Source organism: Pedobacter sp. R-06, from assembly GCF_049913135.1.
Lineage (GTDB): Bacteria > Bacteroidota > Bacteroidia > Sphingobacteriales > Sphingobacteriaceae > Pedobacter.
Map to the genome: position 1 here is coordinate 6532049 of NZ_CP183977.1, position 24726 is coordinate 6556774.

19 protein-coding genes are annotated in these 24726 nt (G+C 38.4%); 12 read left to right on the forward strand and 7 right to left on the reverse strand.

What is annotated here, in order from left to right; genetic code table 11:
* Positions 1–59 precede the first annotated feature (59 nt).
* The 4 genes from ACN9MR_RS26720 (at position 60) to ACN9MR_RS26735 (ending at position 6435) form a co-directional block, all read left to right on the forward strand.
* The gene (locus tag ACN9MR_RS26720; RefSeq protein ID WP_426327470.1) at positions 60–2399 is read left to right on the forward strand and encodes a family 20 glycosylhydrolase; all 2340 of its coding nucleotides are present in this window, start codon (positions 60–62) and stop codon (positions 2397–2399) included.
* 431 nt (positions 2400–2830) lie between these two features.
* Positions 2831–3232, forward strand: coding sequence for a hypothetical protein (locus ACN9MR_RS26725; RefSeq protein WP_426327471.1), 402 nt, complete (start codon positions 2831–2833; stop codon positions 3230–3232).
* A 157-nt stretch (positions 3233–3389) separates the two neighbouring features.
* A complete protein-coding gene (locus tag ACN9MR_RS26730) occupies positions 3390–4949 on the forward strand; it encodes a S10 family peptidase (protein WP_426327472.1) in 1560 nt (519 codons plus the stop codon).
* 523 nt (positions 4950–5472) lie between these two features.
* Positions 5473–6435, forward strand: coding sequence for an acetyl-CoA carboxylase carboxyltransferase subunit alpha (locus ACN9MR_RS26735; RefSeq protein ID WP_426327473.1), 963 nt, complete (start codon positions 5473–5475; stop codon positions 6433–6435).
* Positions 6436–6707: 272 nt separating this feature from the next.
* Here the strand turns inward: ACN9MR_RS26735 and ACN9MR_RS26740 are convergent, their stop codons facing one another.
* The gene (locus tag ACN9MR_RS26740) at positions 6708–9749 is read right to left on the reverse strand and encodes a glycosyltransferase family 117 protein (RefSeq protein ID WP_426327474.1); all 3042 of its coding nucleotides are present in this window, start codon (positions 9747–9749) and stop codon (positions 6708–6710) included.
* Positions 9750–9965: 216 nt separating this feature from the next.
* The gene (locus ACN9MR_RS26745; RefSeq protein WP_426327475.1) at positions 9966–12992 is read right to left on the reverse strand and encodes a glycosyltransferase family 117 protein; all 3027 of its coding nucleotides are present in this window, start codon (positions 12990–12992) and stop codon (positions 9966–9968) included.
* A 371-nt stretch (positions 12993–13363) separates the two neighbouring features.
* Between ACN9MR_RS26745 and ACN9MR_RS26750 the strand changes: the two genes are divergently transcribed.
* The 3 genes from ACN9MR_RS26750 (at position 13364) to pth (ending at position 15887) form a co-directional block, all read left to right on the forward strand.
* Positions 13364–14305 (forward strand): ribose-phosphate pyrophosphokinase, encoded by a 942-nt coding sequence (locus tag ACN9MR_RS26750; RefSeq protein WP_426330246.1) that lies wholly within the window; start codon positions 13364–13366, stop codon positions 14303–14305.
* 186 nt (positions 14306–14491) lie between these two features.
* Positions 14492–15076 carry a 50S ribosomal protein L25/general stress protein Ctc gene (locus ACN9MR_RS26755; RefSeq protein WP_426327476.1) on the forward strand — a complete coding sequence of 195 codons (585 nt, stop codon included), beginning with the start codon at positions 14492–14494 and terminating at the stop codon, positions 15074–15076.
* A gap of 250 nt (positions 15077–15326) precedes the next feature.
* On the forward strand, positions 15327–15887 hold the full coding sequence (gene pth / locus ACN9MR_RS26760) for an aminoacyl-tRNA hydrolase (RefSeq protein WP_426327477.1): 561 nt from the start codon (positions 15327–15329) through the stop codon (positions 15885–15887).
* Between the two features lie 664 nt (positions 15888–16551).
* On the opposite strand, the gene ACN9MR_RS26765 is transcribed toward pth, so the two are convergent.
* Positions 16552–17217 (reverse strand): tetratricopeptide repeat protein, encoded by a 666-nt coding sequence (locus ACN9MR_RS26765; RefSeq protein WP_108197625.1) that lies wholly within the window; start codon positions 17215–17217, stop codon positions 16552–16554.
* Between the two features lie 125 nt (positions 17218–17342).
* Positions 17343–17735: a hypothetical protein gene (locus ACN9MR_RS26770; protein ID WP_426327478.1), complete on the reverse strand. Its 393-nt coding sequence runs from the start codon at positions 17733–17735 to the stop codon at positions 17343–17345.
* A gap of 120 nt (positions 17736–17855) precedes the next feature.
* Here ACN9MR_RS26770 and recF point away from each other — a divergent pair, with 120 nt between their 5' ends.
* On the forward strand, positions 17856–18959 hold the full coding sequence (recF, locus tag ACN9MR_RS26775) for a DNA replication/repair protein RecF (protein WP_426327479.1): 1104 nt from the start codon (positions 17856–17858) through the stop codon (positions 18957–18959).
* Positions 18952–19242, forward strand: coding sequence for a DUF721 domain-containing protein (locus ACN9MR_RS26780; RefSeq protein WP_230145835.1), 291 nt, complete (start codon positions 18952–18954; stop codon positions 19240–19242). The genes recF and ACN9MR_RS26780 overlap by 8 nt, the downstream gene beginning before the upstream one ends.
* Positions 19243–19339: 97 nt before the next feature.
* On the opposite strand, the gene ACN9MR_RS26785 is transcribed toward ACN9MR_RS26780, so the two are convergent.
* From ACN9MR_RS26785 to ACN9MR_RS26795, 3 genes are all read right to left on the reverse strand, one after another.
* Positions 19340–19513 (reverse strand): hypothetical protein, encoded by a 174-nt coding sequence (locus ACN9MR_RS26785; protein ID WP_426327480.1) that lies wholly within the window; start codon positions 19511–19513, stop codon positions 19340–19342.
* A 308-nt stretch (positions 19514–19821) separates the two neighbouring features.
* The gene (locus ACN9MR_RS26790) at positions 19822–20595 is read right to left on the reverse strand and encodes an FKBP-type peptidyl-prolyl cis-trans isomerase (RefSeq protein ID WP_426327481.1); all 774 of its coding nucleotides are present in this window, start codon (positions 20593–20595) and stop codon (positions 19822–19824) included.
* 202 nt (positions 20596–20797) lie between these two features.
* Positions 20798–21217 (reverse strand): nucleoside-diphosphate kinase, encoded by a 420-nt coding sequence (locus ACN9MR_RS26795; RefSeq protein ID WP_025144153.1) that lies wholly within the window; start codon positions 21215–21217, stop codon positions 20798–20800.
* A 242-nt stretch (positions 21218–21459) separates the two neighbouring features.
* Between ACN9MR_RS26795 and ACN9MR_RS26800 the strand changes: the two genes are divergently transcribed.
* The 3 genes from ACN9MR_RS26800 to ACN9MR_RS26810 all read left to right on the forward strand — a co-directional run bounded on the left by ACN9MR_RS26800 (position 21460) and on the right by ACN9MR_RS26810 (position 24680).
* Positions 21460–22470: a DHH family phosphoesterase gene (locus ACN9MR_RS26800; protein ID WP_426327482.1), complete on the forward strand. Its 1011-nt coding sequence runs from the start codon at positions 21460–21462 to the stop codon at positions 22468–22470.
* Positions 22471–22514: 44 nt separating this feature from the next.
* Positions 22515–23510, forward strand: coding sequence for an FKBP-type peptidyl-prolyl cis-trans isomerase (locus ACN9MR_RS26805; protein ID WP_426327483.1), 996 nt, complete (start codon positions 22515–22517; stop codon positions 23508–23510).
* Between the two features lie 201 nt (positions 23511–23711).
* Entirely contained in the window at positions 23712–24680 is a 969-nt protein-coding gene (locus ACN9MR_RS26810; RefSeq protein ID WP_426327484.1) for an FKBP-type peptidyl-prolyl cis-trans isomerase, read from the forward strand.
* The last annotated feature ends 46 nt before the right edge of the window (positions 24681–24726 follow it).

The window sequence follows — 24726 nt, forward strand, 5'->3', positions numbered from 1 at the left end:
TGCATCATCTTCAGTATTAAAACTGTAATGTGCTAATTATAATAATTCATCATTAACACATGAAAAGTATTTTATTTACTCTTGGTTTCGTTATAGTTACTCAGGGTCTTTTATTTGGTCAAACAGACAGCACGGTCCTTCAATCGGTACCTAACATTAAAGAAATAAAGGCTGGCGATAAGAAAGTTATTTTCCCCGAAAGCCCGAAAGGTTATTCCTTGGTATTCAAGGGAAGTAATCGTGAACCAATTGTAAATCCATCTGGCGATATTACAACGCCGCTGGTTGCAACAAATGTCAATTTATATTTCGAGCTGATTAGCCAGGCAAGCGATTCCATAAAATACGATGTATCCAGGCAGGTTGTTGTGCCCGGGAAATTTTCAGACAGCGGTGTTAACCCACAGCCTTTTGTAATTCCTGCTTTACGCGAATGGCATGGCAGTAAAGGTGAATTCTCTTTAACTGCAGCCAGCAGAATCGTTTTGAATACAGCGAATGAAAAACAGTTGCAAACCGCTGCCAGTATATTAAAACAAGAGCTGAAAGATCAGTTGGGTTTTAACCTGTTAATTATGAAAGGCAAGCCTAAAAAAGGCGATATTTTTTTAACCTTAAACGCAAATGATAAAAGCATTGGCGAAGAGGGATATTACTTTAATATAGAGGACTATGTTACCATTAGTGCAGTAAAATACCAGGGATTATTTTGGGGAACCAGAACTTTATTGCAACTACTCGAACAAAAAAATGCTATTCCAAAAGGATTAGCGAGAGATTATCCTGAGTTTAAAGTACGCGGATTTGTGCTCGATGTAGGTCGTAAGTTCTTTACTATACAGTTTTTAAGAGATTATGTAAAATTCATGTCTTACTACAAATTGAATGATTTTCAGATCCACTTAAATGACAATGGTTTTAAAAAATATTTCAATGATAATTGGGCTGATACCTATTCGGCTTTCCGTTTAGAAAATACAACCTATCCAGGGCTGACGGCAAAAGATGGTTCTTATACCAAAAAGGAATTTATTGCCTTACAACAGTTGGCCGATAACTATGCAGTTCGCATTATTCCAGAAATTGATGCACCGGCACATGCGCTGGCCTTTACCAAGGTAGTTCCCGAAATTGGCAGTCAAACATATGGTATGGACCATCTCGATCTCCATAACCCCCTTAGTTATACGGTTATGGAAAACGTATTTAAAGAATACATTTCTGGTAATACACCAGTATTTACGGGTAAGGCGGTTCACATTGGTACAGATGAATATGCTAAAAAAGATGCAGAAGTTTTTAGGGCTTTTACCGATCGAATGATTAAATATGTAGAGGGGTTTGGAAAAGATGTTAGGCTTTGGGGAGCGTTAACACATGCTAAAGGTACTACTCCCGTTAAGATAGAAAATGTAGTGATGAATACTTGGTATAACGGTTATGCTAACCCTATTGAAATGAAAAAATTAGGATATAAGCAAATCAGTACGCCTGATGGATGGCTGTATATTGTACCTGCAGCAGGATACTATTACGATTACCTGAATATTAAAAACCTTTATAATAAATGGACCCCTTCAATGATCGGAAATGTCCAGTTTACACCTGGCGATCCTACTATACTAGGTGGTTCTTTTGCCGTGTGGAATGATATTGTAGGTAATGGAATTACAGAAAAAGATGTACACGACAGGGTATTTCCCGCCATGCAGGTATTAGCACAAAAAATGTGGGGAGGAAGCAATACAACTTTAAAATTCGACGACTTTAACGTTTTGAGCAAAAAGATAGGAGAAGGCCCGTCTTTAAACATCGGTGGCAAGCTATCTAAAAATGATGTGCCATTTACAGCCCGGTTTAACTTTGATAAAAAAGACGATCAAATTAAAACCACGGGCGCTGTTTACACTGAAGGATATTCAAAAAATGCTTTATCATTTTCAGGAAAAGATAGTTATGCCAGGTTACCTTATACTGAAATTGGATATAACTATACGGTTTCTTTTTGGGTAAATCCTGCAAGTAACAACCCGGATGGTGCAATGTTATTCAGATCGCCTAACGCTACTGTAAAATTAAAACAGACAGGTACAGGTAAACTTGGGTTTTCGAGGGAAGGTTATGATATCGATTTTGGATATGCTTTGGCTGAAAACAATTGGACACATATAGTGATAACCGGAACCAATAAAGGCACCAGTCTTTATGTAAATGGTAAATTAGAAAAACGATTGTACGATAACTGGATCGTGTTTACAGATAAAGACAAAACGAAAATACGTAAATCGGAAACTTTGTTTTTTCCGCTTCAAACAGTAGGTGGATTTAAAGGAAAGATAGATGAATTACAAGTTTGGAACAAGGTATTATCGGATGAAGAGATTCTGGCTTTAAAATGATAAAAAAGAACTAAACAATAACCCGTCTCGATTAAATTAGTTTTTACCAGCCGACAATCGCAATATGATTGTCGGCTTTTTTTATTCCCCATACTTTGAATACTATATTTTAAGCAAACGGTTGTGCTGTGCCAGTTTGCGACTTTGTTTTCTTAGGCCTAAAGTAGATTCATGCTGTAATATTAAACAGTCGCAGCTATTTGATTTAGTTATTTTTGTGGTTTAGTATTAGCTTATTAATCAAACGTTTGCGCGTTGATTCTGAAAAATATTTCCGCTGCAAACCATTATCTTTAATTAATAGGCTACGATATCACCATGTAATTTAATGTTTATTTATTTTAACTACCAGAGTAAAATTGTAGTTGTATTTTCTGGCGCAATACACAAATGATTTTTAATTAATATTTAACCAATTTAAACCAAAGAAAATGAAAAAAACAATTGCTTTACTAGTCGCTTCTTTAGCTTTTACGGTTTGTCTGTTCAGTAGTTTTACGCCCAAAAAAGTAGCCCTTTCCCCTAAAAAGGTTATGCCCCGGAGTGTAGTTACGGTTACAAAAAATTTCACGACCAGTAATGGCCTGGCTGCAGTAGCAACACTTCAGTATACTACCGGGCAGGTTTATTCGAGCATTACAGTAAGTATAGCAGGAGAAGGAAACGTTCCGCTAACCTCGGTATCCCATTCCTCAGGCCCGATTTACGCCGATGCTTTTGAAGGGTACAAAGCCGGATCTTATTATGAATATTTTGTAGATGTATTGGTTACCGGAAACCCGACGATAGGCTGGCAAATTTCAGATACAAGCGCCGAAGCTGTTGTTATTTAAATTGCAGCCCTAAATAAAGAGTCTACTGCTTCATAGCAGCAGTTTTTTGCAGAACCGGCATTGCCAAAAGCAGTGCTGGTTTTTTTATGGTAACATTTCTAATGCGCTTTTTGATAAACGCCACAATAGTTTGATATTTAGAAACCAAACCAAAACAATGAAATTCAGATTTATACTCGCTACATTTTTAAGCATGGGCATTTTTGCATATGCACAACAAGAACCAAGAAAAAGCCAATCTAAAGAAACCGTAACCACTACCCAGGTTACCGTTAAAGACGAACCTAAACCTTCAGCAAACGAGAGGACTATTAAAGTGGAGAGCTCGGTAGTTACCAATCACACTGTTAATATCGATGGCAAGGCTGTTCCGTATAAAGCCACTACAGGTACATTACCGGTTTGGGATGAAGATGGTAAACCGATTGCGGGTTTGTTTTATACTTATTACGAACGTAGTGATGTGCAAAATCGCGATAAGCGACCTTTAGTAATCTCTTTTAACGGCGGTCCAGGTTCAGCTTCAGTTTGGATGCACATCGCCTACACCGGTCCTGTGGTTTTGAATATTGATGACGAAGGTTATCCAGTGCAGCCTTATGGTTATAAAGAAAATCCATATTCTATTTTAGATGTTGCCGATATTATCTACATCGATCCGGTTAATACTGGCTATTCAAGGGCGGTAAGTAAAGATATTCCCACCAATAAGTTTTTTGGGGTGCGTGCCGATATCAAATACCTGGCCGAGTGGATCAATACTTTTGTAACCCGTAATAACCGATGGGCCTCTCCAAAATTTTTAATTGGCGAAAGTTATGGTACCACACGCGTTTCGGGTTTGGCCTTAGAGCTGCAGAACAGTCAATGGATGTACTTAAACGGCGTGGTATTGGTTTCGCCAACAGAACTTGGTATTGAACGTAGCGGCCCGGTAGATGCAGCTTTGCGTTTACCATATTTTGCAGCTACAGCCTGGTACCATAAGGCGCTTGCTGCCGATTTACAAGGCAAAGATTTAACAGCCATGCTTCCTGAAGTTGAAAGTTTTACCATTAATGAATTAATCCCTGCTATTTCGCAGGGTGGGACGTTGAGTGCCGATAAAAAGAAAGCCATTGCCACAAAAATGGCCCGTTACTCGGGTCTTTCAGAAAAAGTGATATTAGATTACAATCTTAATGTACCTACTGATTTCTTTTGGAAAGAACTACTGAGAGATAAAGGTTTTACTGTTGGTAGATTAGATTCGCGCTATCGTGGTATCGATAAAATGAGTGCCGGCGAAGCACCCGATTATAATGCCGAACTAACTTCCTGGCTGCATTCATTTACGCCAGCCATCAATATGTACATCCGCAACGAGCTGAATTATAAAACCGATTTAAAATACAATATGTTCGGCTCTGTTTACCCATGGGATCAAACGGGCAATCAAACCGGCGATAACCTTCGTCAGGCCATGGCGCAGAATCCATATCTGCATTTATTGGTGCAATCGGGTTATTACGACGGGGCCTGCGATTATTTCAACGCGAAATACAGCATGTGGCAGTTAGATGCTGCAGGTAAGCTGCAAGATCGTATGAGTTGGGAAGGTTACCGCAGCGGGCATATGATGTATTTGCGTAAAGAAGATCTGAAAATGGCGAATAACCATATCCGCGAATTTATTAAAAAAGCATTACCAAAAGCTGGCGAGGCCGCAAAGTTTTAGTTCCTTTGGTCGTCATTTCGACTGAAGTGCAGCGAAATGGAGAAATCTTTGAGTCGAATCCAAATAAATCGCTCAAAGATTTCTCTGCACCGCGCTAATCAGTTATCCACGCTTATAAATTAATTCTTCGGGTTTTATTTGGAGCGCAGTTGCGTTGCAATAATTATCGTTCGTCCTGCTTTTCATTACAAGTCCGTCCCGATGAATCGGGATACCTCGCTTGCGGGCTTTTCATTGCAATCAGGGCTAGATAGGTTAGGACGGGGGCACGGAAACCCTTCATAGTTGCAGAAAAAGCTGTAACGTAAACCCGACTTAGTGGATGTTCCCGATTTTTCATCGGAACAGAAACGATGGCGGGTGAGAACCCAACCCAAGCACCACTGCAATTGCTTTTCAAAAAAAAAACGTATTTATAAAGCTCTTCTATCAGCTTTGCTAAAGCGATTTATCCCCTCAAAAACGCAAACAAAAAACTGTTCACTGCAAACTAAAAATAATTACTTATTTTTGTGGTTCAATTATGCAGCAAATAAAAACATCATTCGATTTTGAAAAACCTATTGCCGATTTAGTTCAGCAGATAGAAAAGGTTAAGCAAGTTGCCGAAAAAACTAAGGTAGATATGTCTGCCACTTTAGACGAGCTTGATGGTAAATTAGATGAAACTACCAATAATTTATATAAAAATTTAACTGGTTGGAACAAGGTTCAGATGAGCCGTCACCCCGATCGCCCGCAAACACTCGATTATATCAATATGATCTGCGATGATTTTATTGAAATGCATGGCGATAGAACCGTTAAAGATGATAAAGCGATTATTGGCGGTTTTGCTTCTATAAATGGTCAAACGGTAATGGTTATCGGTCACCAAAAGGGTAAAAACACCAAAGAGCGTCAATTTCGCAATTTCGGTATGGCCAATCCTGAAGGTTACCGTAAAGCTTTGCGTTTAATGCGTTTGGCTGAGAAATTTAATAAACCGGTTGTTTCTTTTATCGATACCATGGGGGCTTACCCAGGTTTAGAGGCCGAAGAACGTGGACAAGGTGAGGCTATTGCCAGAAACTTATTGGAAATGTCTGTTCTTCGTGTGCCGATTATCTGTATCGTAGTTGGAGAAGGAGCCTCTGGAGGTGCTCTAGGTATTGGTATTGGCGATAAAGTTTACATGTTAGAACATACCTGGTACTCGGTAATCTCTCCTGAGTCTTGCTCATCTATTTTATGGAGAAGCTGGGATTTTAAAGAGAAAGCTGCTGAATGCTTAAAGTTGACTTCTGATGATATGTTTGGCAACAAATTAATCGATGGCATTATTCCGGAGCCACTTGGAGGTGCACATCAGGATCCGGAGTTAATGGGCAGAACTTTAAAAGATTATATCGTTAAAGATTTAGCTGCTTTAGGTAAACTAAAAACCGATAAACTCATCGAACAGCGGATTGATAAATTCTGCGCGATGGGTGTTGTAAACGAATAATCATTAACTAAAATAAATTTGAATCCTGTTTGGCAATGCTGAACGGGATTTTTTTGTTGATAAATCCGAAGGGTTTATTACGGATCGTCCCTAGACTTCTCGTCATCTCGACTGAAGCGCAGCGAGTGGAGAGATCTATCTTGATAGATTTCTCGGCTGCGTTGCACTCCGCTCGAAATGACGACCTGTTTAAGCCTGATAGGTTTGGTCAACAAAAAAAGCAGCTACAAATTAATGCAGCTGCTTTGTAAGCTATTTTCAGATCCCGCTTATTATTGTTGTGGCCCCTGTTGTGGGAAAAACATCGACAGGCGGCTTTCTAAACTGTTAAATGTTTTCTGCAGCTTATCGCTCAATTTATCCTGACCTGCAGCCTTACTTGTTTTAATCATTCGGTCTAAGTAGTATAATCCCGTTTGAATGTTCTGCGATCCGGTTAAACCTTTTGATTGTGAAATATCAGCCAGGTAGTTTAACTCTTTATTGATATAATCGCCTGATTTGTCTAAAATATCATTAGCTCTGGCAGTTTCTCCAAGTTTATATAGATTTTCAGCCATGTAGAATTTCACAACCACCGTGCGGATGCCGAAGAATTTATCAGGCATTACTGCAAAATATTTATCTACTACTTTTTTGGCATCAGCAATTTTACCTTCTTTAATTAAGCTGCTCGTTAAACTGCTGAAGAGATTGGTGAAAATGAAAGTATCATCTGATGACTGTGGATCTAAATATTTAGCGGTTTTCATATTACCCCACTTAAATTTAGTCATCACATTATTGTACAATACAGGCGTATTCAATTGCTCTGGTCTATCCTCAGATGCTGTAGTATCAGCTTTAAGCGGTAATAAACGCATAGCTAAACCTTCACTGTATAAATACTTATCTAAGCCATTATATTGCTCAGAAGGCACTGTAGAAGCGAAATAAATCGGACGTTTCCAGTTGTTATGTGCAAGGATATCGAACATGGCCAAAGTTCCTTTAGTAACATAACCTTTGTTAAACTTCCAATCCATTGTGGTAGTAATTTTTGAAGCATCAGCTGCAGGTACTGTTCCTGTGCTGATTACTTGCTGCGGATCTACTGTGATTTTAAGGTTTTTAGTTGGCAAGAAGTTAGATTTTGATCCATCCTGCATCGGTACTTTATCGCTCTCATCGTTTGATAGCAATAAATCAACTACGTTTTTAAGCTCAACACTACCGGCAATTTTGTAATCATCGTATGGCATTACATCCCTTTCGCCCTGTACATATTGCTCAGGTTTCATCGTGATAGGCAATGGCGCCGATTCATTTTGTTTTTGTCTTAAACCGTTAATGTACCAATCCGTATCAAACAAGCTTAAGTTTACAATACGAACATCCGGACGCACATTCTCCACTTCCTGGATATACCAAAGCGGGTAGGTATCATTATCGCCATAAGTAAATAAGATGGCGTTTGGTGCACAAGATTGTAGGTAATCCAAAGCAATATCATGCGGAACCATTTTTGTAGAGCGGTCATGGTCATCCCATCCCTGTTCAGCCATTATTACTGGTGCAGCCAATAAACCAATCACTGTTGCGCCGATGGCGCCGGCAGTTGGCGTTAGTTTTTTAAACAACCACTCTTTAATGGCGAGTGCCCCGAGCCCGATCCATATCGCAAAGGCATAGAACGATCCTACATAAGCGTAATCCCTTTCGCGGGGCTCTAATGGTTTTTGATTTAAGTATAATACGATAGCAATACCGGTAAAGAAGAATAATAATGCAACAACTCCGGCATCTTTTTGGTTACGTTTGAAATGCCAAAGTGCTCCAATAACGCCTAAAATTAACGGCAAAAAGAAGAAACGGTTATATGCTTTATTATCAACAGTTGATGGTGGCAGATTGCTTTGATTGCCTCTCAGCATGGCGTCAATTGGTTTAATCCCGCTAATCCAGGTGCCTTCATGTCCGCTACCCTGTCCTTGTTCGTCATTCTGGCGGCCAGCAAAATTCCACATGAAATAACGCATGTACATATAGCCAATCTGGTAGCTGAACAAGAAACCAACATTATCTACCAAAGTAGGATTTTTAGCATCATCTAAGCGCATCCATTCTTTATAAAAAGCTGCATGTTTAGGATCATCGCTATACATACGAGGCAGTAAAGTGTTGTTATTATACTCGTAATCGGTTTTTTTACCTGCTACCTCATATTTGTCTTTTCCTTTTCTCCAGATGGTTTTTCCTTCAGTTACGCCTACTCTTTCAGAGTTATAATTAGGACCGTAACCCAATGGCCTATCGCCATATTGCTCACGGTTTAAGTAGCTTAAGAAAGAGAAAGCATCTTTAGGTGCACTGTTATTTAAGTTCGGGTCTGCTTTTGCCCTGATGATAATCATGGAGAAAGATGCATAACCGAAAATGATTAATACGGTAGAGATTAAACCTAAGTTTAATAACTTCTTTTGGTGTTTGATCGAATAACGGATTCCCCAAACCAGGGCGCCGATTAATAAAATAGCGAAAAATAGAACACCGGTTCCAAAACCTAGACCTAATGTGTTAACAAAGAATAAATCGAAATAAGCACCAAACGAAACCAGGTATTGGATAATGCCATATTGGATTACCGCTAAGATTAAAATACCAACAATAAGGGTTTTAATAATTCCCGATGTTGTTGCTTTATCGGTTCTTTTGAAATAATAAATAAAAGCAAGAGCTGGGATGGTTAACAAGTTTAACAAGTGGATACCAATTGATAAACCCATAATATAGGCAATAAACAATAACCAACGATCGGCACGCGGCTCATCGGCATGTGCTTCCCATTTAAGGATAGCCCAGAATACAATCGCTGTGAATAAAGATGATTGTGCGTAAACTTCCGATTCTACTGCCGAAAACCAAAAACTATCAGAGAAAGTATAAGCCAAAGCACCAACGGCACCTGCACCCATAATGCTGATCAGTTTACCAGTTGTTAGTTCTTCACCAGCTTTTAATATTGTTTTTTTAGCCAATGCGGTGATGGTCCAAAATAAGAATAAGATAGTTGCCCCGCTCGAAACAGCCGAGCCTACGTTCATCCAGTAAGCGATTTTGGTTAAATCTCCTGCAGCAAAAATGGAGAAGAAACGTTGGATCATTAAGAATAAAGGCGCACCAGGCTGGTGAACAACCTGCATTCTAAATGCCGATGCGATAAATTCGCCGCAATCCCAAAAACTAGCAGAAGGCTCTAAGGTTAAAACGTAAGTTAGTGTAGCAATTAAAAAGCAGATCCAGCCTACTATATTATTAACTTTTGAATAATTCATTGGTTTGTTTAATGATATTAAAAATTGTTTTCACATAAAAATGCTGCCGAAATTAACTATTCTAGTCGATAAAACAGGTAAATTTTTGGATTGATTTAACAATTTTTAACGGCTTAAGGCCTTTAACATAAAGGATTTTAATTTATCAGAGAAGCAAAAACCCATAAACAGAAAAGTAAAATCTGCCTATGGGTTAAAATTTAGAATGTTTTTTGCTTAGCCCGCTGCAAATGGGGTAAACCTTACAATCAGATCGTTGTATTTTTTTTCAAGGCTTTTGCTTAGCTCAGCCTGTTTAAAAACCTCGGTTAATTTTACCATTTGGCCTAAATAACCAAGGTAGAAACGTACATCCTGCTCAGATGATAGCTGGTTTTTGCTTTCCGAAACATCAGCCAGGTGGGTTAACTCCCTGTCCACATAATCGGCCGTTTTTTTGATCATGGCATTTGCACGGTTTAAATCATTTAAACGATAAAGGCTTTCGGTGAAATAATAAGTGCTCATTACCTGGCGCATACTGTAAAATTTAGCAGGAATTACCTCAAAATATTTATTAGCCACTTTTTTGCTTTCGGTAATTTTGCCTTCGTTTATCAAGCCATTTAACAAACCGTTAAACATATTCGAAAACATGGTTACATCATCAGCAGATTGCCTATCTAAATGGTTGGCATTTCTAATGTTGCCAAAGCTGTACACATTCATCAGATTGTTGTACATCGGCTTTAGGTTTACACGGTCATAATCTTGCGTAATCGCGGTGTCGGGTTTTAAGGGCAGTAACCTTTTGTTTAAGCCTTCCAAATAGAGGTATTTGTTAAGCCCTACATATTGCTCATTTGGCATTGCGCCGCTAAAATAAATCGGTCGCTCCCAATTATTATGCACCAGAATATCAAATAAAGCCAGGGTGCCTTTGGTTACAAAATTCGAATTATAAGTCCATTCCATACTGCTGGCAATTTTGCCTGCATCTTCTTTCGGTACGGTTCCTGTATCCAAAACCTGTTGCGGACTTACCGCCAGTTTAAGATTTTTGGTGGGTAGCACATTGTATTTAGAACCATCTGTCATGGTTACTTTATCTTCATCATGATCGGATAGGAGCACATCTAAAATTTCCTGTAATTCGATATGCTGTGCAATCTTATAATCCTGATAGTACATAATATCCCTCGTACCTTCAACATATTGCTCGTGTTTTAAGGTGATGGGCAGGGGAGCAGATTCATTTTGTTTTTTTCGCATCCCATCTATATACCAATCGGCAGTGAATAAACTTAAATTCACCACGCGCACATCCGGACGGATATTTTCTACCTCCTGTGCATACCAAACCGGATAAGTATCATTATCGCCATAGGTGAATAAGATGGCGTTAGGTGCGCATGATTTTAGATAATTGACAGACATATCCCTCGTTAGGTGACTATCAGAGCGATCGTGGTCATCCCATCCCTGGTTGGCCATGATAATTGGTGCTCCAAACAAAGCAATAACTGATGCGAAAATACTAGCTCGCTTAGGCGTCAATTTTTGGAAAATAAAATCTTTTAAACCAAATACGCCTAAACCTATCCAGATCGCAAAAGCGTAAAAAGAGCCTACGTAGGCATAATCTCTTTCGCGTGGCTCAATAGGAACAGAATTGAGGTAAACAACAATGGCTACTCCGGTGAATACGAAGAGTAAACCGATAATTCCTGCATCTTTCTGGTTGCGTTTAAAATGCCAAACGGCACCAATTAGACCAATAATTAAAGGCAAAAAGAAAAATCTGTTGTATGCTTTATTTTCTACAATTGAGGGTGGAAGATTTTTTTGACTACCAAGCCTGATTGCATCCAATGGTTTTACGCCACTAAGCCAATTGCCATCTTTTCCACCAAACTGCCCATCTTCATTGTCCTGCCTGCCCACAAAATTCCACATAAAATAACGCATATACATTTGTCCGGTCTGGAAAGAGAACATGTATTTCAGGTTATCCATCAAGGTAGGTTTGTGCTCATCATCAAAACCCATGTAGCTTTTGTAAAAGTTAATGTGCTCAGGTTTGTCACTGTACATACGTGGCAGTAAAGTTTTATCGGCAAAAACATATTCCGATTTTGTTCCGGCAAGCTCGTATTTTTTTTCGCCTTTACGGATAATTTTGCCTGTTTCTTTAATGTCGATTTTTTCTGAATTGTAGTTTTCTCCATAAAGTAGCGGCCTGTCACCGTATTGGTCGCGACCAACATATCTCGAAAAAGAATATACATTATCTACGTTATAGTTATTTAAGTTTGGTTTAGCCTGCGCCCTGATAATGAGCAATGCAAAAGAGCTATACCCAAAAAGTAGCAAAACGGTAAACAACATGGCCAGGTTTAAAACCCTTTTATTTTTAAGAACGGAATAACGGATGCCATAAACCAAACTCCCTATAACAAGAACCGCAAAGAACAGTATGCCGGTTCCAAAGCCTAAGCCCATGGTATTTACAAAAAAGTAATCGAAGCCTGCAGCAAAAGATATTACATACTGGATAATGCCAAACTGCACGGCTGCCAGAACAGCAATCGAAACAAAAAATACCTTTAAAATACTTTGCCAGTTGGGCGATGGGGTCTTTTTGAAATAATAAACAAATATCAAGGCAGGGATGGTAAGTAGGTTTAAGATGTGTACACCAATAGAAATCCCCATAATGTAAGCCACAAAAAGTAACCATCGGTCTGACTTTGGTTCGTCAGCCTGCGATTCCCATTTTAATATTCCCCAAAATACGATAGCACTACAAAGCGACGACATGGCGTAAACCTCTGCCTCTACAGCCGAAAACCAAAAGCTATCAGAAAAGGCATAGGCCAAAGCCCCAACAAAACCTGCGCCCATAATACCAATGATTTTTTGATTGGTGATTTCTTCCCCTTTTTTAACGACTGTTTTCTTGGCCAGTGCAGTAATGGTCCAGAACAAAAACAGGATGGTGCCTGCACTTGCAAGTGCCGAAGATATATTAACAAAATAGGCCACTTTGGTTTTATCGCCAAAAGCGAGTGCCGAAAACAACCTTTGGATCATGGAAACTATTGGAGCGCCCGGTTGGTGAACTACCTCCATTCGGAAAGCCGAAGAAATAAATTCGCCACAGTCCCAGAAACTTACAGATTGATCTAAAGTTAAGATATAGGTGAACGCGGCAACGATAAAACAGAGCCAGCCTCCAATGGTATTGATCCTTGAGTAATTCATAGTTTAATTTTAGTCTTTGATAATAAATGATTTAAGTGGTTCGTAGTAAAAAAAAGTCGCATAAAAAAAGAAAATGTTGCACGCTATATGATGATTTTTTTATCTTTGCATCGCAAACAGGAACAGCGGGAAAGAAATTAAAAATATTTTAAAATCACTCTTGCATATTTAAAATAAGGTTCCTACATTTGCATTCCCTTTCGAGGAGAATATCCTTGAGAAGTTTTTGTCCGATAGTATAAGGGTAGTACAACGGTTTTTGGTACCGTTTGTCTTGGTTCGAATCCAGGTCGGACAACTAAAATTTAATGTCGGATCATGTTTTAAATAGACATGATCCGATTTTTTTTAACCGTAAACTACACGAACCCATGCCATTGCAGTTTAACCCGGTAAAGCTTTTTTCCGGAACAGGTTCTAAGGGATTATCACTTAAGATTGCCGAACACTACGGCAAGCCACTTGGTAGCGTAACCATTCACAAATTCAGTGATGGAGAGTTTCAGCCTTCTTTTGATGAGTCAATCCGTGGTAGTGATGTTTTTCTAATCCAATCTACTTATCAGCCCAGCGATAATTTAATGGAACTTTTGCTAATGGTTGATGCTGCTAAAAGAGCATCAGCACATTATATTACAGCAGTTGTTCCATATTATGGTTTGGCCCGTCAGGATAGAAAAGACAAACCGCGTGTAGCAATCGGTGCCAAATTGGTGGCTAACTTATTAAAATCAGCAGGTATCCACCGCATCATGACGATGGATTTGCATGCTGCTCAGATACAGGGTTTCTTCGATATTCCGGTTGATCACTTAGATGGATCGGTAATCTTTGTACCTTATATCAAAAGCTTAGGCTTAAAAAATTTAACTATCGCATCGCCTGATATGGGCGGTTCGTACAGGGCACGTACTTTTGCCAAGTTTTTTAATGCTGAGGTAATTATTTGCGATAAACGCCGTAAACGTGCCAACGAAATCGAATCGATGTCTATTATTGGTGATGTGACCGGACAGGATGTTGTATTGATCGATGATATTTGCGATACTGCCGGAACCTTATCAAAAGCTGCGGCTTTGATTATGGAAAACGGTGCAGCAAGTGTTAGGGCGGTTTGTACGCATGCTGTATTATCAGGCAAAGCAATAGAAACGGTAGAAAATTCGGTATTAACCGAACTAATCGTTACGGATACAATTCCATTAAAACAGGAAAGTCTGAAAATTAGGGTGCTAAGCACAGCCAGTTTATTCGCAAGGGCAATTGCCAATGTAAACGAGCACGGCTCAATTAGTGATCTGTTTAGGGTATAGTGAGGTTAATCGTATAAACTGGTTAACCGGTTAATTGAAGATTTGCCGTCAGTTAACCAATTACAACAATTAACCAGTTAAACAAAAAGAGAGTTTAAATAAGGTTGAAGGTAGCGGGTTGAAGGCTTAAGGTCTTGATACTCGATACTTAATACTGACTACTAATAAATATAAAATAAAAATAAAATGAAAACAATCGCAATTAGCGGTTCTCCAAGAGAGAACGTAGGGAAACGCGATGCCAAGGAACTTCGTTACGAAGGTAAAGTTCCGGCGGTATTGTATGGTGGAAAAGAGCAACAACACTTCGCTGTAGTTATTGCTGACTTAAGAGATGTTATTTATACCCCGGATGTGAACTTTGTGGAGATCGATTTAAACGGTACTAAAACTAAAGCTATCGTAAAAGACACCCAGTTTCACCCACTTACTGACGTATTAATGCACATCGATTTTCTTCAGTTATTCGATGAGAAAGAAATTGTTATGGAGATCCCGGTTAAATTAACAGGAACTTCTCCAGGTGTTAAAATGGGGGGTAAATTAATCCAGAAATTACGTAAATTACGTGTTAAAGCATTACCATCTAATATGCCACAAAACGTAGAAGTAAGCTTAGAGAAATTAGAAGTAGGTAGTTTATTCCGTGTTCGTGACCTTAAAGGTGATAAATACGTAATTACTAACACTCCTGAAGATACTATCGTTTCTGTTGCAATGTCTAGAGCATTAAAACAAGCAGAAACTGAAGCTGCTAAAGGTAAAAAATAATCAGGATTCTTAAGATCTCTTGATTTCAAGATGAAGCGTTTCGATTTAATTCGGAACGCTTTTTTTATTTATACCAATGTTAATCCGCTAATCGCCTAACGCTAACCACTCCGCTATTCATTAAGAAGCTGTTTGAAAATGAATGAATTAAATTCGTGGTATAGACTCCCGACTTCGGACTCCGGACTTTTTAGTCTTCACCTTCAACGCTCTGCCTTCCTGCCCTCAACCTTTTTATTATCTTTGCTCCATGAAATATCTTATAGTTGGCTTAGGAAATATCGGACCAGATTATGCACATACCAGACATAATATTGGTTTTGATATTGCCGATGAACTGGTTAAAAATTTAGATGGAAGTTTCGAGAATATCCGTTTGGCATATTATTCGGAGGTAAGCTTCAAAGGGCGTAAACTCCACGTAATTAAACCAACTACTTTTATGAACTTAAGTGGTAAAGCCGTAAACTATTGGATGAAGGAGTTAAAAATAGCACCGGAAAATGTCCTGGTCATTGTTGACGATCTTGCATTGCCTCTCGGTAAGTTGAGGTTAAAGTTACAGGGCTCTAGCGCTGGCCATAATGGCTTAAAAAGTATAGAAGAGGTTTGTGGCGGACAAAACTACGCGCGCCTCCGTTTCGGTATTGGTAACGATTACCCGAAAGGTAGACAAGTGGATTTTGTTTTGGGCTTATTTGATAAGAATGAGCAATTAGAACTCCCTGCGTTGATTGATAAAAGCGTAGAACTGATTAAAAGTTTTGTAACCGTTGGGCCTGCCCACACCATGACAGCTTTTAATAAGTAATTTTTTATAAGAATCGTCTGCTGTCCAGAAGCTTCGGGATCAGCATCTATACTGTAATCTGCTTTGATCAGATTAAGACGGTTTTTTGGAAAGCAATTGCAGAAGTTCTTTTTAATGTTCGTCCTGCTTTTCATTGCAAGTCCTCAGCCGATAAAGGATCGGGTTCCGGGCTTTCCATTTCAATCAGGTTTAATGGGCAGTGTCTTTGCTGTTATTAAAGATTGAATAGCATAGTTTTATATAGATTTCCTTTTCGAGCCATGGTTTGTGTCCTCTCAGCCTATCTGATCTGGCGAATCAAAGGAGTGATGGCTTCCACTTTCTGCGTCATACAGCCCCCAATAGCATTGCCGGCTGCGCCACCTAAACCCGATTGAAGCGAACACGAAGTGCAACGGAGTAAAGCGTAAAGCGGGGCTGTCTCATCCAAAAAATAGCTGTCCCTGATTTCCCCAAAAAAACAATGATTAGTAGAATAGCTCGTCTATCGTTAGGTGAGCCACAGTATTAGATTGGTCGTCATAAGGCCGTAGTGGAGGAATGTAGCGACTGCTCTTCATAGATCTCTCCGTTGCGCTGCGCTTCAGTCGAAATGACGAAAAGATACTAAACAAAAAAAGACCATCTTTCGATGATCTTTTCATAAATATGTTTTAGTTAATGATTATTTAACTTTTTCTTGAGCTCTGGCAATGTAAGCATCAATTAACTGTGCTTCTGCACTCTCAGGATATTGTGTTTTTACTTTAGTATAAGCTTCAACAGCACCTTTAAAATCATTTTGGCTTTCGTTAACCAATCCTAATTTCTTTAAAAACATTGGCGAAGTAAATTTACTTGCTTTATCTGCCGCTTTTTTATAGTAAGTAGCTGCTTGTTTAAAGTCTTTCAATTCGCTGTAAGCGTCACCTAATAAGCCTAAAGCCAGTGGATCCGCAACCGGGCTGCCAGTAGCACTATATTTGCTTAATGCTTCTATAGCTTGTTTATATTCGCCTTTACGTAAGTAAATACCACCTAAATAAAGATTAGCTAAGTTTGCAGATTTTGTGTTATCGTATTCTTTAGCAATCTGCTCTAAGCCCGGGTAACCACCTTCGCCTTTAACAGCTCTGTTCGATAATGAATCTACACCAACAAATTGTTCTGCTTTGTACATTTTGCTAGCGGCTTCTTCAGCACGACCTTTTAAATACACGCCTTGATACCAAAGATATATTAAAACTAATAAAACTACAGCACCTGCAATAAACAGTAAGCTCTTATTATTCTCTTGTAAAAATGAACCTTTTTTAGTTGGTTGAATTGTCTGGTTATCTGTTGTAGACATGTTTGTTTAAAAAATTTAAGATTGCAAAAATACATTTTTCAATCAAAGTATCAATCTTTATTTTGAAGTATTTGATTAAACATTAGTTATTTAGGCGTGCAGAGATTGTAAAATCGTCATGATAATTAGCGTAACAAGCTAATCAGTGTGTTAAACCAGGTTTGGTTGTCGCTAAAAATACCAGTGTGGTTAATCACCAGGTACACCGTTTGACTTTCGGAGCGGCTCACCGTAGATTTAATTCTGATGGGCTGCCAGAATGCGCCGAAGTTTTTTGCCGATGAAGCTGGAAATAAATCGTCGAAGCCCATATAAACTTCTTCTATATGTGATAGGGGAAGTTCCAATTGTTCGTCTCCTGTAATAAAAAGACCATTCGAGGCCAATAGGATATTGCCTTCGTGATTGTGAATTGGCTTTAAAAACGAAAATAAGCCTGCTATTTTTTTAACCCAGCTCGAATTTTCCTCATTGGTTAGTTCATGATCGTAAGACCATAGAACATTTCCTTCTAACATTTTTTGTGCAACCATCTAATTTTCCTTGCTATGAAAGTACAATTTTTTTAAGTGTTATTAACGTTTATTTTAAACAATGGGTGTTAAGAGGCTAAAAAACGGTAAATTTGTGACATATTTATGTGGTTAAAAAATATTACCCTTCTAAATTTCAAGAACTATACCGATGCAGATCTCCATTTCTCGGAAACGGTAAACGTTTTTACGGGTAATAATGGCTCTGGTAAAACGAACATGCTCGATGCTATTCACTATCTCTGTCTATGTAAAAGTTACTTTAATCCCATCGATAGCCAGCAGATCAAAACCAATGAAGAGGTTTTTATGATCCAGGGCGATTTTGATCGTAACGAAAAAAACGAAAAAATTTCCTGTGGGGTAAAACGCAACCAAAAAAAACAGTTCAAACGCAATAAAAAAGAATACGATAAATTGGCAGATCATGTTGGCCTTTTTCCTGTAGTGATGGTTTCTCCTTATGATGTAAACCTGATTATGGAGGGCAGCGAGGAGCGGAGAAAGTTTATTGATAATGTTATTTCACAAACAGATGCACATTATCTGGATCAGCTGATCACCTATAACCGCATTCTGTTAAACCGGAATGCTTTGTTAAAACAAATTGCGATTACCAGAAAGTACGATCCTACACTGCTCGAAATTTTGGATGAGCAATTGATTATGGCCGGCAATAAGATATTTGCAATCCGTAAGGCCTTTATGGATGAGTTTATTCCGCTCTTTAACCAATATTATACCTATCTTACCGAAAACAGGGAAATTGTAGAGCTGAATTATCAATCACAATTGAATGAGGCTACTTTCGAAGAGCTATTAAAGAAATCGGTAGAGAAAGACCGTGTACTGGAGCGAACTACAACTGGTATCCATAAAGATGAACTGGCTTTTGTGATTAGTGGAATGCCTTTAAAGAAGTTTGGCTCCCAAGGTCAGCAGAAATCTTTCTTAATTGCTTTGAAGATTGCCCAATACGCATACCTCGCCAAAAACAAAGGATTTAAACCTTTGCTTTTGTTGGATGATATTTTTGATAAGTTGGATGATAACCGCGTTCAAAAACTAATGCAAATGGTTTCCCACCATGATTTTGGGCAGATATTTATTACAGATACAGGAAGAGAAAGGGTAAAATCAATTTTTGAAAAAATAGAAGTTGATGTAACTTTGTTCGAAGTAGATAACGGAACTATACAAAATGCGTAAACCCAATGATGTTACAGTAAAAGATGCCATCAGCAAAATGCTGGATGTATACCGTTTGCGCCGTAAATTCGATGAAACTTCGATCTTGTCCATCTGGCCGGAGATTATGGGCACCGCTATTGCCAACAGGACCAAGCAGATCTACATCCACGATAAAAAACTATTTCTGCGTATCGAATCTTCGGTAATCAAAAATGAATTGGTTATGGTGCGCCAGGGTATTATCCAAAAACTGAACGAACACGCTGGCGCCGAGGTGATTACCGATATGATCTTTTTATAAGCATAATAAAAGGGCATAAGATTTTCACTTATACCCTTAATATTTTTTTTAATGAGGACTAAGACTCCCGACTAAGGACTATAGACTCAGGACTAAACTAGCCTCTTCCTCCAAATATCTTCGACAAAATCCAGATCAGCAGTGCAACCACTACTACAACTACAATTACGCCCACCCAAACGCCGGCTTTAAATATACCTTCTACTAGTTCACAACTACTTAAGGTAGTGCATAAAAATGCGATCAGTGCTAAAGGGAATGCTTTTTTCATATTCATGTTATTTGTAATAGCTAACATTGAATACTGAAGAAAGTTTTGGTAAATGACTTATTTGCCTGGAATCGTCCTGGTTGCGGTGTAAGATGTTACCATCTTTCGCAATAGCCAAATCTACTTTTTTGTGGTGTCAGATGTTACCATCTGACACGGTATTCAACATGCTTTTTGAAGGAACTGTTTCAATATCAGTTCAAAAAAACAGCCAGATGGTAACACCTGGCTGTACATTTATCTTAAAAATTGTCATTTAATTTCATTAACAGTCAGATGGTAACATCTGACTGCACGAATAGAAATTTTTATTTCCCGTTCACTTTTAACAATTCAACCTCGAAGATTAAAGTGCTGTAAGGAGGAATATCCTGCCCTGCACCACGTTCACCATAGGCCAGGTTGTACGGAATGAAGAATTTATATTTCGAACCGGCAGGCATTAATTGCACACCTTCTGTCCAGCCTTTAATTACCTGATTTAAGGGGAAAGAAATCGGTTCGCCTCTATCATAAGAGCTGTCGAATTGTTTTCCATTTAATAATGTGCCTTTGTAATGTACCAAAACCGAATCGGTAGCCTGTGGTTTAACGCCGTTACCAGCGGTTAAAACTTCGTATTGTAAACCACTTGCAGTTGTTTGTACACCTGCACGTTTTTTGTTCTGTTCTAAGAAATCTTGTCCTTCTTTCATAATTGGTGCGTATTTAATTTTATTTGCTGCTTCTTCAGCTTTATTTTTTACTGATGATGCCTTCGCCAATGCCTCATTGATGCATTGTTGTGCCTGCTGCTGGGTTAAAATAACCTTGCCGCCTGTAAATGCATCTTTCAAGCCTTTTAACAGTACTTCGTAATTTAAGGTAGAAAGGCCAGTTGTTTTTAAACCGGCACCAATTGAAGTACCGAAAGCATAACTGGTAGAATCTAATGTAGATTTTAAACCTGTAGTAACGGTTGATGTTTTACTTGCAGCTGTGGTTGGTTTTTTAGCAACAGGTTTCTTTGCTGCCGTTTTGGTTTGTGCATAAGATGCAGCAGCGATACCGGATAGACATACCGCTAAAAATAATCTTTTCATTCGTATTAAATTGTTTTCATTTGTGATGAAGCTATAATGATTTATTTGTAAATCATAATGGTTTCATTGGTTATTTTTTGTGTAATTAATTCCAGCAGGTTTAAAATGGCGGATTATATTTTAAGGCCGAAAGATACAAAATAGATAAAACAATAAAACCCCGAACGTTCGGGGTTTTATTGTAAGTTTTTTGTGTCGGGAACTAGAAACGTTCGTCTGCCTTGAAGAAGAAGTTGCCTTCGATTTCTGCATTCTCATCAGAATCTGAACCGTGAACAGCGTTAGCATCGATTGATTTTGCATATTTCTGACGGATTGTACCTTCTGCAGCCTCAGCTGGGTTAGTAGCACCGATCAACTTTCTGAAATCTTCAATTGCGTTGTCTTTTTCTAAAATAGCAGCAACAATTGGTCCTGAAGACATAAAGCTTACTAAATCTTTATAAAAAGGACGCTCAGCGTGAACAGCATAGAACTGACCAGCAGTTTCATCTGTAAGTTTAGTATATTTTAATGCGATGATTTTGAAACCAGCATTAGTAATGTCGTTAATGATTGATCCGATATGGCCGTTTGCTACTGCATCAGGCTTGATCATGGTAAAAGTTCTGTTAGTGCTCATTGTGCTTTTGATATCAATTTTTTTGCAAAAATACGTTTTAATTGATGAATAATCAATAAACATTGTTTTTCGGCCGCGAATCGAGATTAGTATTGGATAATTAGGCTTCAAATGGCTAACTGAGCTTTTTTTATGTTGTATAATCCTGTTAATCTCCATCTCTTTTAAAACTATGATCCTACTAATCCTAAAATCCTTTAATCCTAATCTAAATTTACTTAGCTTTGCAGCGCAAAAAATATATGCTTACACTAACTGAATTAAAAACATTATTGGCTACGCCACAACGAATTGTGATCACCACGCATCACAAACCCGATGGCGATGCGATGGGTTCATCTCTGGGGTTATATGGATATTTAATTCAAAAAGGCCATCATGTTAAGGTAATCACACCAACAGATTATCCTACTTTTCTGCATTGGATGCCAAATAATGGTGATGTAATAATTTTTACAGAAGAACAAGAAAAGGCGGCCAAGTTAGTGGATGAAGCTTCGCTCATATTTTGCCTTGATTTTAATACCCTAAGCCGGATTAATGAACTAGGCGAATTGGTTAGAGCAGCAGGAGCAAAAAAAATCATGATCGATCATCACCTCGAACCCGAGGATTTTGATGATTACCGTCACTGGGATATTAACGCCTGTGCTGCTGCGCAATTGGTTTACGATTTTATAGTTAATCAATTGGAAGATAAAGCTGGCATTAATAAAGATGTTGCTGCCTGTTTGTATACCGGTATCATGACTGATTCTGGATCTTTCCGTTTTCCCTCAGCTACGGCCGATGTATACCGTATCGCAGCTGATCTGATAGACCTTGGTGCAGAGCATTGGAAAATCCATCAACTGGTATACGATAACGCGAGCGAAAACCGTTTGCGCTTTTTGGGTTATTGCCTGTCAAACAAGTTAGAAGTTATAAGAGAATACAATACCGCCATTATTTCGGTTACAAAAGAAGAACTGGCACAATACCATAGCGCAACCGGTGATACTGAAGGTGTGGTAAACTACGCATTATCAATTAACGGGATCCGTTTAGCCGCATTAATTGTTGAACGTCCGGATAAGGTTAAATTATCGGTGAGGTCAACAGGTGATTTTCCGGCCAACGAAATCTGTAAAAAGTATTTTAATGGTGGTGGCCATAGAAATGCAGCAGGTGGCGCAGCAGAAAAACCTTTAGCTGATGTCGTAGCCGAATTTAAAACGATATTAGCAGAATATAAAGAACAATTGATTGCTTAACACAAGAAATAAAACAATAAACTTAAAAAAGTCAAATTAAATAAATGAAAAAGGGAATTATTATTCTAGCGGCAGCCACCTTAGGTTTAGCGGCATGTAACAAAGAGAAAAAGGGAGCCGGTGGGTTATTGTATACCATTCACCACTCGGCAGGTAACGAGAAAATCAAAGAAGGCGATATCGTTAAAATGAATTTTATCCAGAAAAACGATAAAGATTCAGTTTTATCAAGCACTTTCGATAGCGAAACTCCTGCAGTATTTCCTGCACAGAAAAAAATGTATGCCGGTGATATGAACGATGTTTTAACATTGTTTGGAGAAGGCGATAGCGCAACTTTTAAAGTAAACTTAGATACTATGGCAGTTCATAGTAAACAACCTAAACCAGAGCAGTTCAAAAATGATAAATACATCACTTTTACGGTGAAAATCGAAAAAGTGTTCAAGAAAAAAGCAGGCGAAGCTGATTCTACTTTTAACAAAAGAGCACAGGAGTTTTTCCAGGCCGATTATAAAGCTACTTCGGAAAAAAAGAAAGCTGCTGAACCTGCTAAACTTAAAGCATATTTAGATGATACTAAATTAGAAACCAAAACTACTGCAAGTGGATTACACTACATTATAGAAAAACCAGGAAGTGCAGAAAAACCAGCTTTAGGCGATACCGTATTAATTGATTATACTGGTAGAGTAACTAAAAAAGGTAAAGATGGTAAATATAAAATCTTCGATACAAGTGATGAGAAACTGGCTAAAGCAGAAAACGAATTTAAACCAGGCAAACCTTACGGCCCGCAAAAAATGCCAGTTGGCGGCACCATCCCAGGATTTACTGAAGCTTTGCAGTTAATTGGTAAAGGTGGTAAAATTAAAGTGATTATCCCTTCTAACTTAGGTTATGGCGAGCAAGGTGCACCTCAGGTAGGTATCATGCCTTTCAGCCCAATTGCTTTCGATTTAGAAATCAAAGATATTATCAAAGGAAAACCAGCTGCAGCAGCTCCAGTTCAAATGCCTGCTCCGGTAGTTAAAAAATAATTTCTTAAAAATACTTTAAAATCCTGCTTATTATTTAAGCAGGATTTTTTTTGTCTGTAATTTTTTAATACTGAGCTAAGAAATAAAACGTTTCAAAGATTTATAAAAACTTATTATAACCTATCTTTGTAGTGATCTAATAAAATAGTAGGCGTTTTGAAAAAAAGATATAACTACTGTTTTTTAATAAATAAAATTTAAATGAGGAACGGAATTATTATTCTCTTGGCGGCGGCATTAGGCCTGTCTGCCTGTAACAAATTCGAAAAGGGTGAAGGAGATATGACTTACAAGATCTATAAAAGTGAAGGTAAGCCGAAAATTCAGGATGGCGATTATGTAAAGTTAAACGGTGTTCAAACGGTAGAAACCAATACCAATCCCGATTCGGTAATGGTAAATACATACGATAATGAGCGTCCTGCTTTCTTTGCCATTAGCAAATCGATGTTTAAAGGCGATTTAGCTTCTGGATTGAAACTGCTTGGAGAAGGAGACAGTGCTGTTTTTAAATTGAACCTGGATTCTATGGAGAAATATTCAGGTCAGCCCAAACCAAAAGGACTAAAAACAAACATTGCTTCTTTCACCATTAAAATTGAGAAGGTATTACATAAAGGCAAAGATGCCGATTCTATTTTCGAAGCGAAGAAACGACTTTTCTTTGAATCGGAGTACAAAGCACTAAATGAAAAAAATAAAGTAGTAGAGCCTGCTAAAATTGCCAAATATATTGCCGAGAATGATTTAAAGGTAACTACTGCGCCATCTGGATTGCAGTATGTAATTTCTGCTCCAGGAAACTCGGAAAGAGCAGCATTAACCGATACGGTATTAATGGACTACACAGGCCAGTTTACCAATAAAAAATCGAACGGAACATTAAATGTTTTTGATACTTCGAATGCTAAAATCGCAAAAGAAGCCGGGATCTTCTCAGAAAGTGTACAATATGTACCGCGCAGCCTACCTTTAGGGCAATTGCCGCAAGGCGTTATTCAGGGTATCCAACTTATTGGTGTGGGCGGTAAGATCAAAATGATTTTGCCATCAAGATTGGGTTTTGGTGAAAATGGGGGCGGACCAATTAATCCATTTACGCCATTGGTATTTGATGTAGAACTGAAAGGTATTATTAAACCAAATGCGGCAACACCGCTAAGCAAGTAAAATACTTACCATAATATAAAAGCGCAAGGATCAGTAAATTATAATA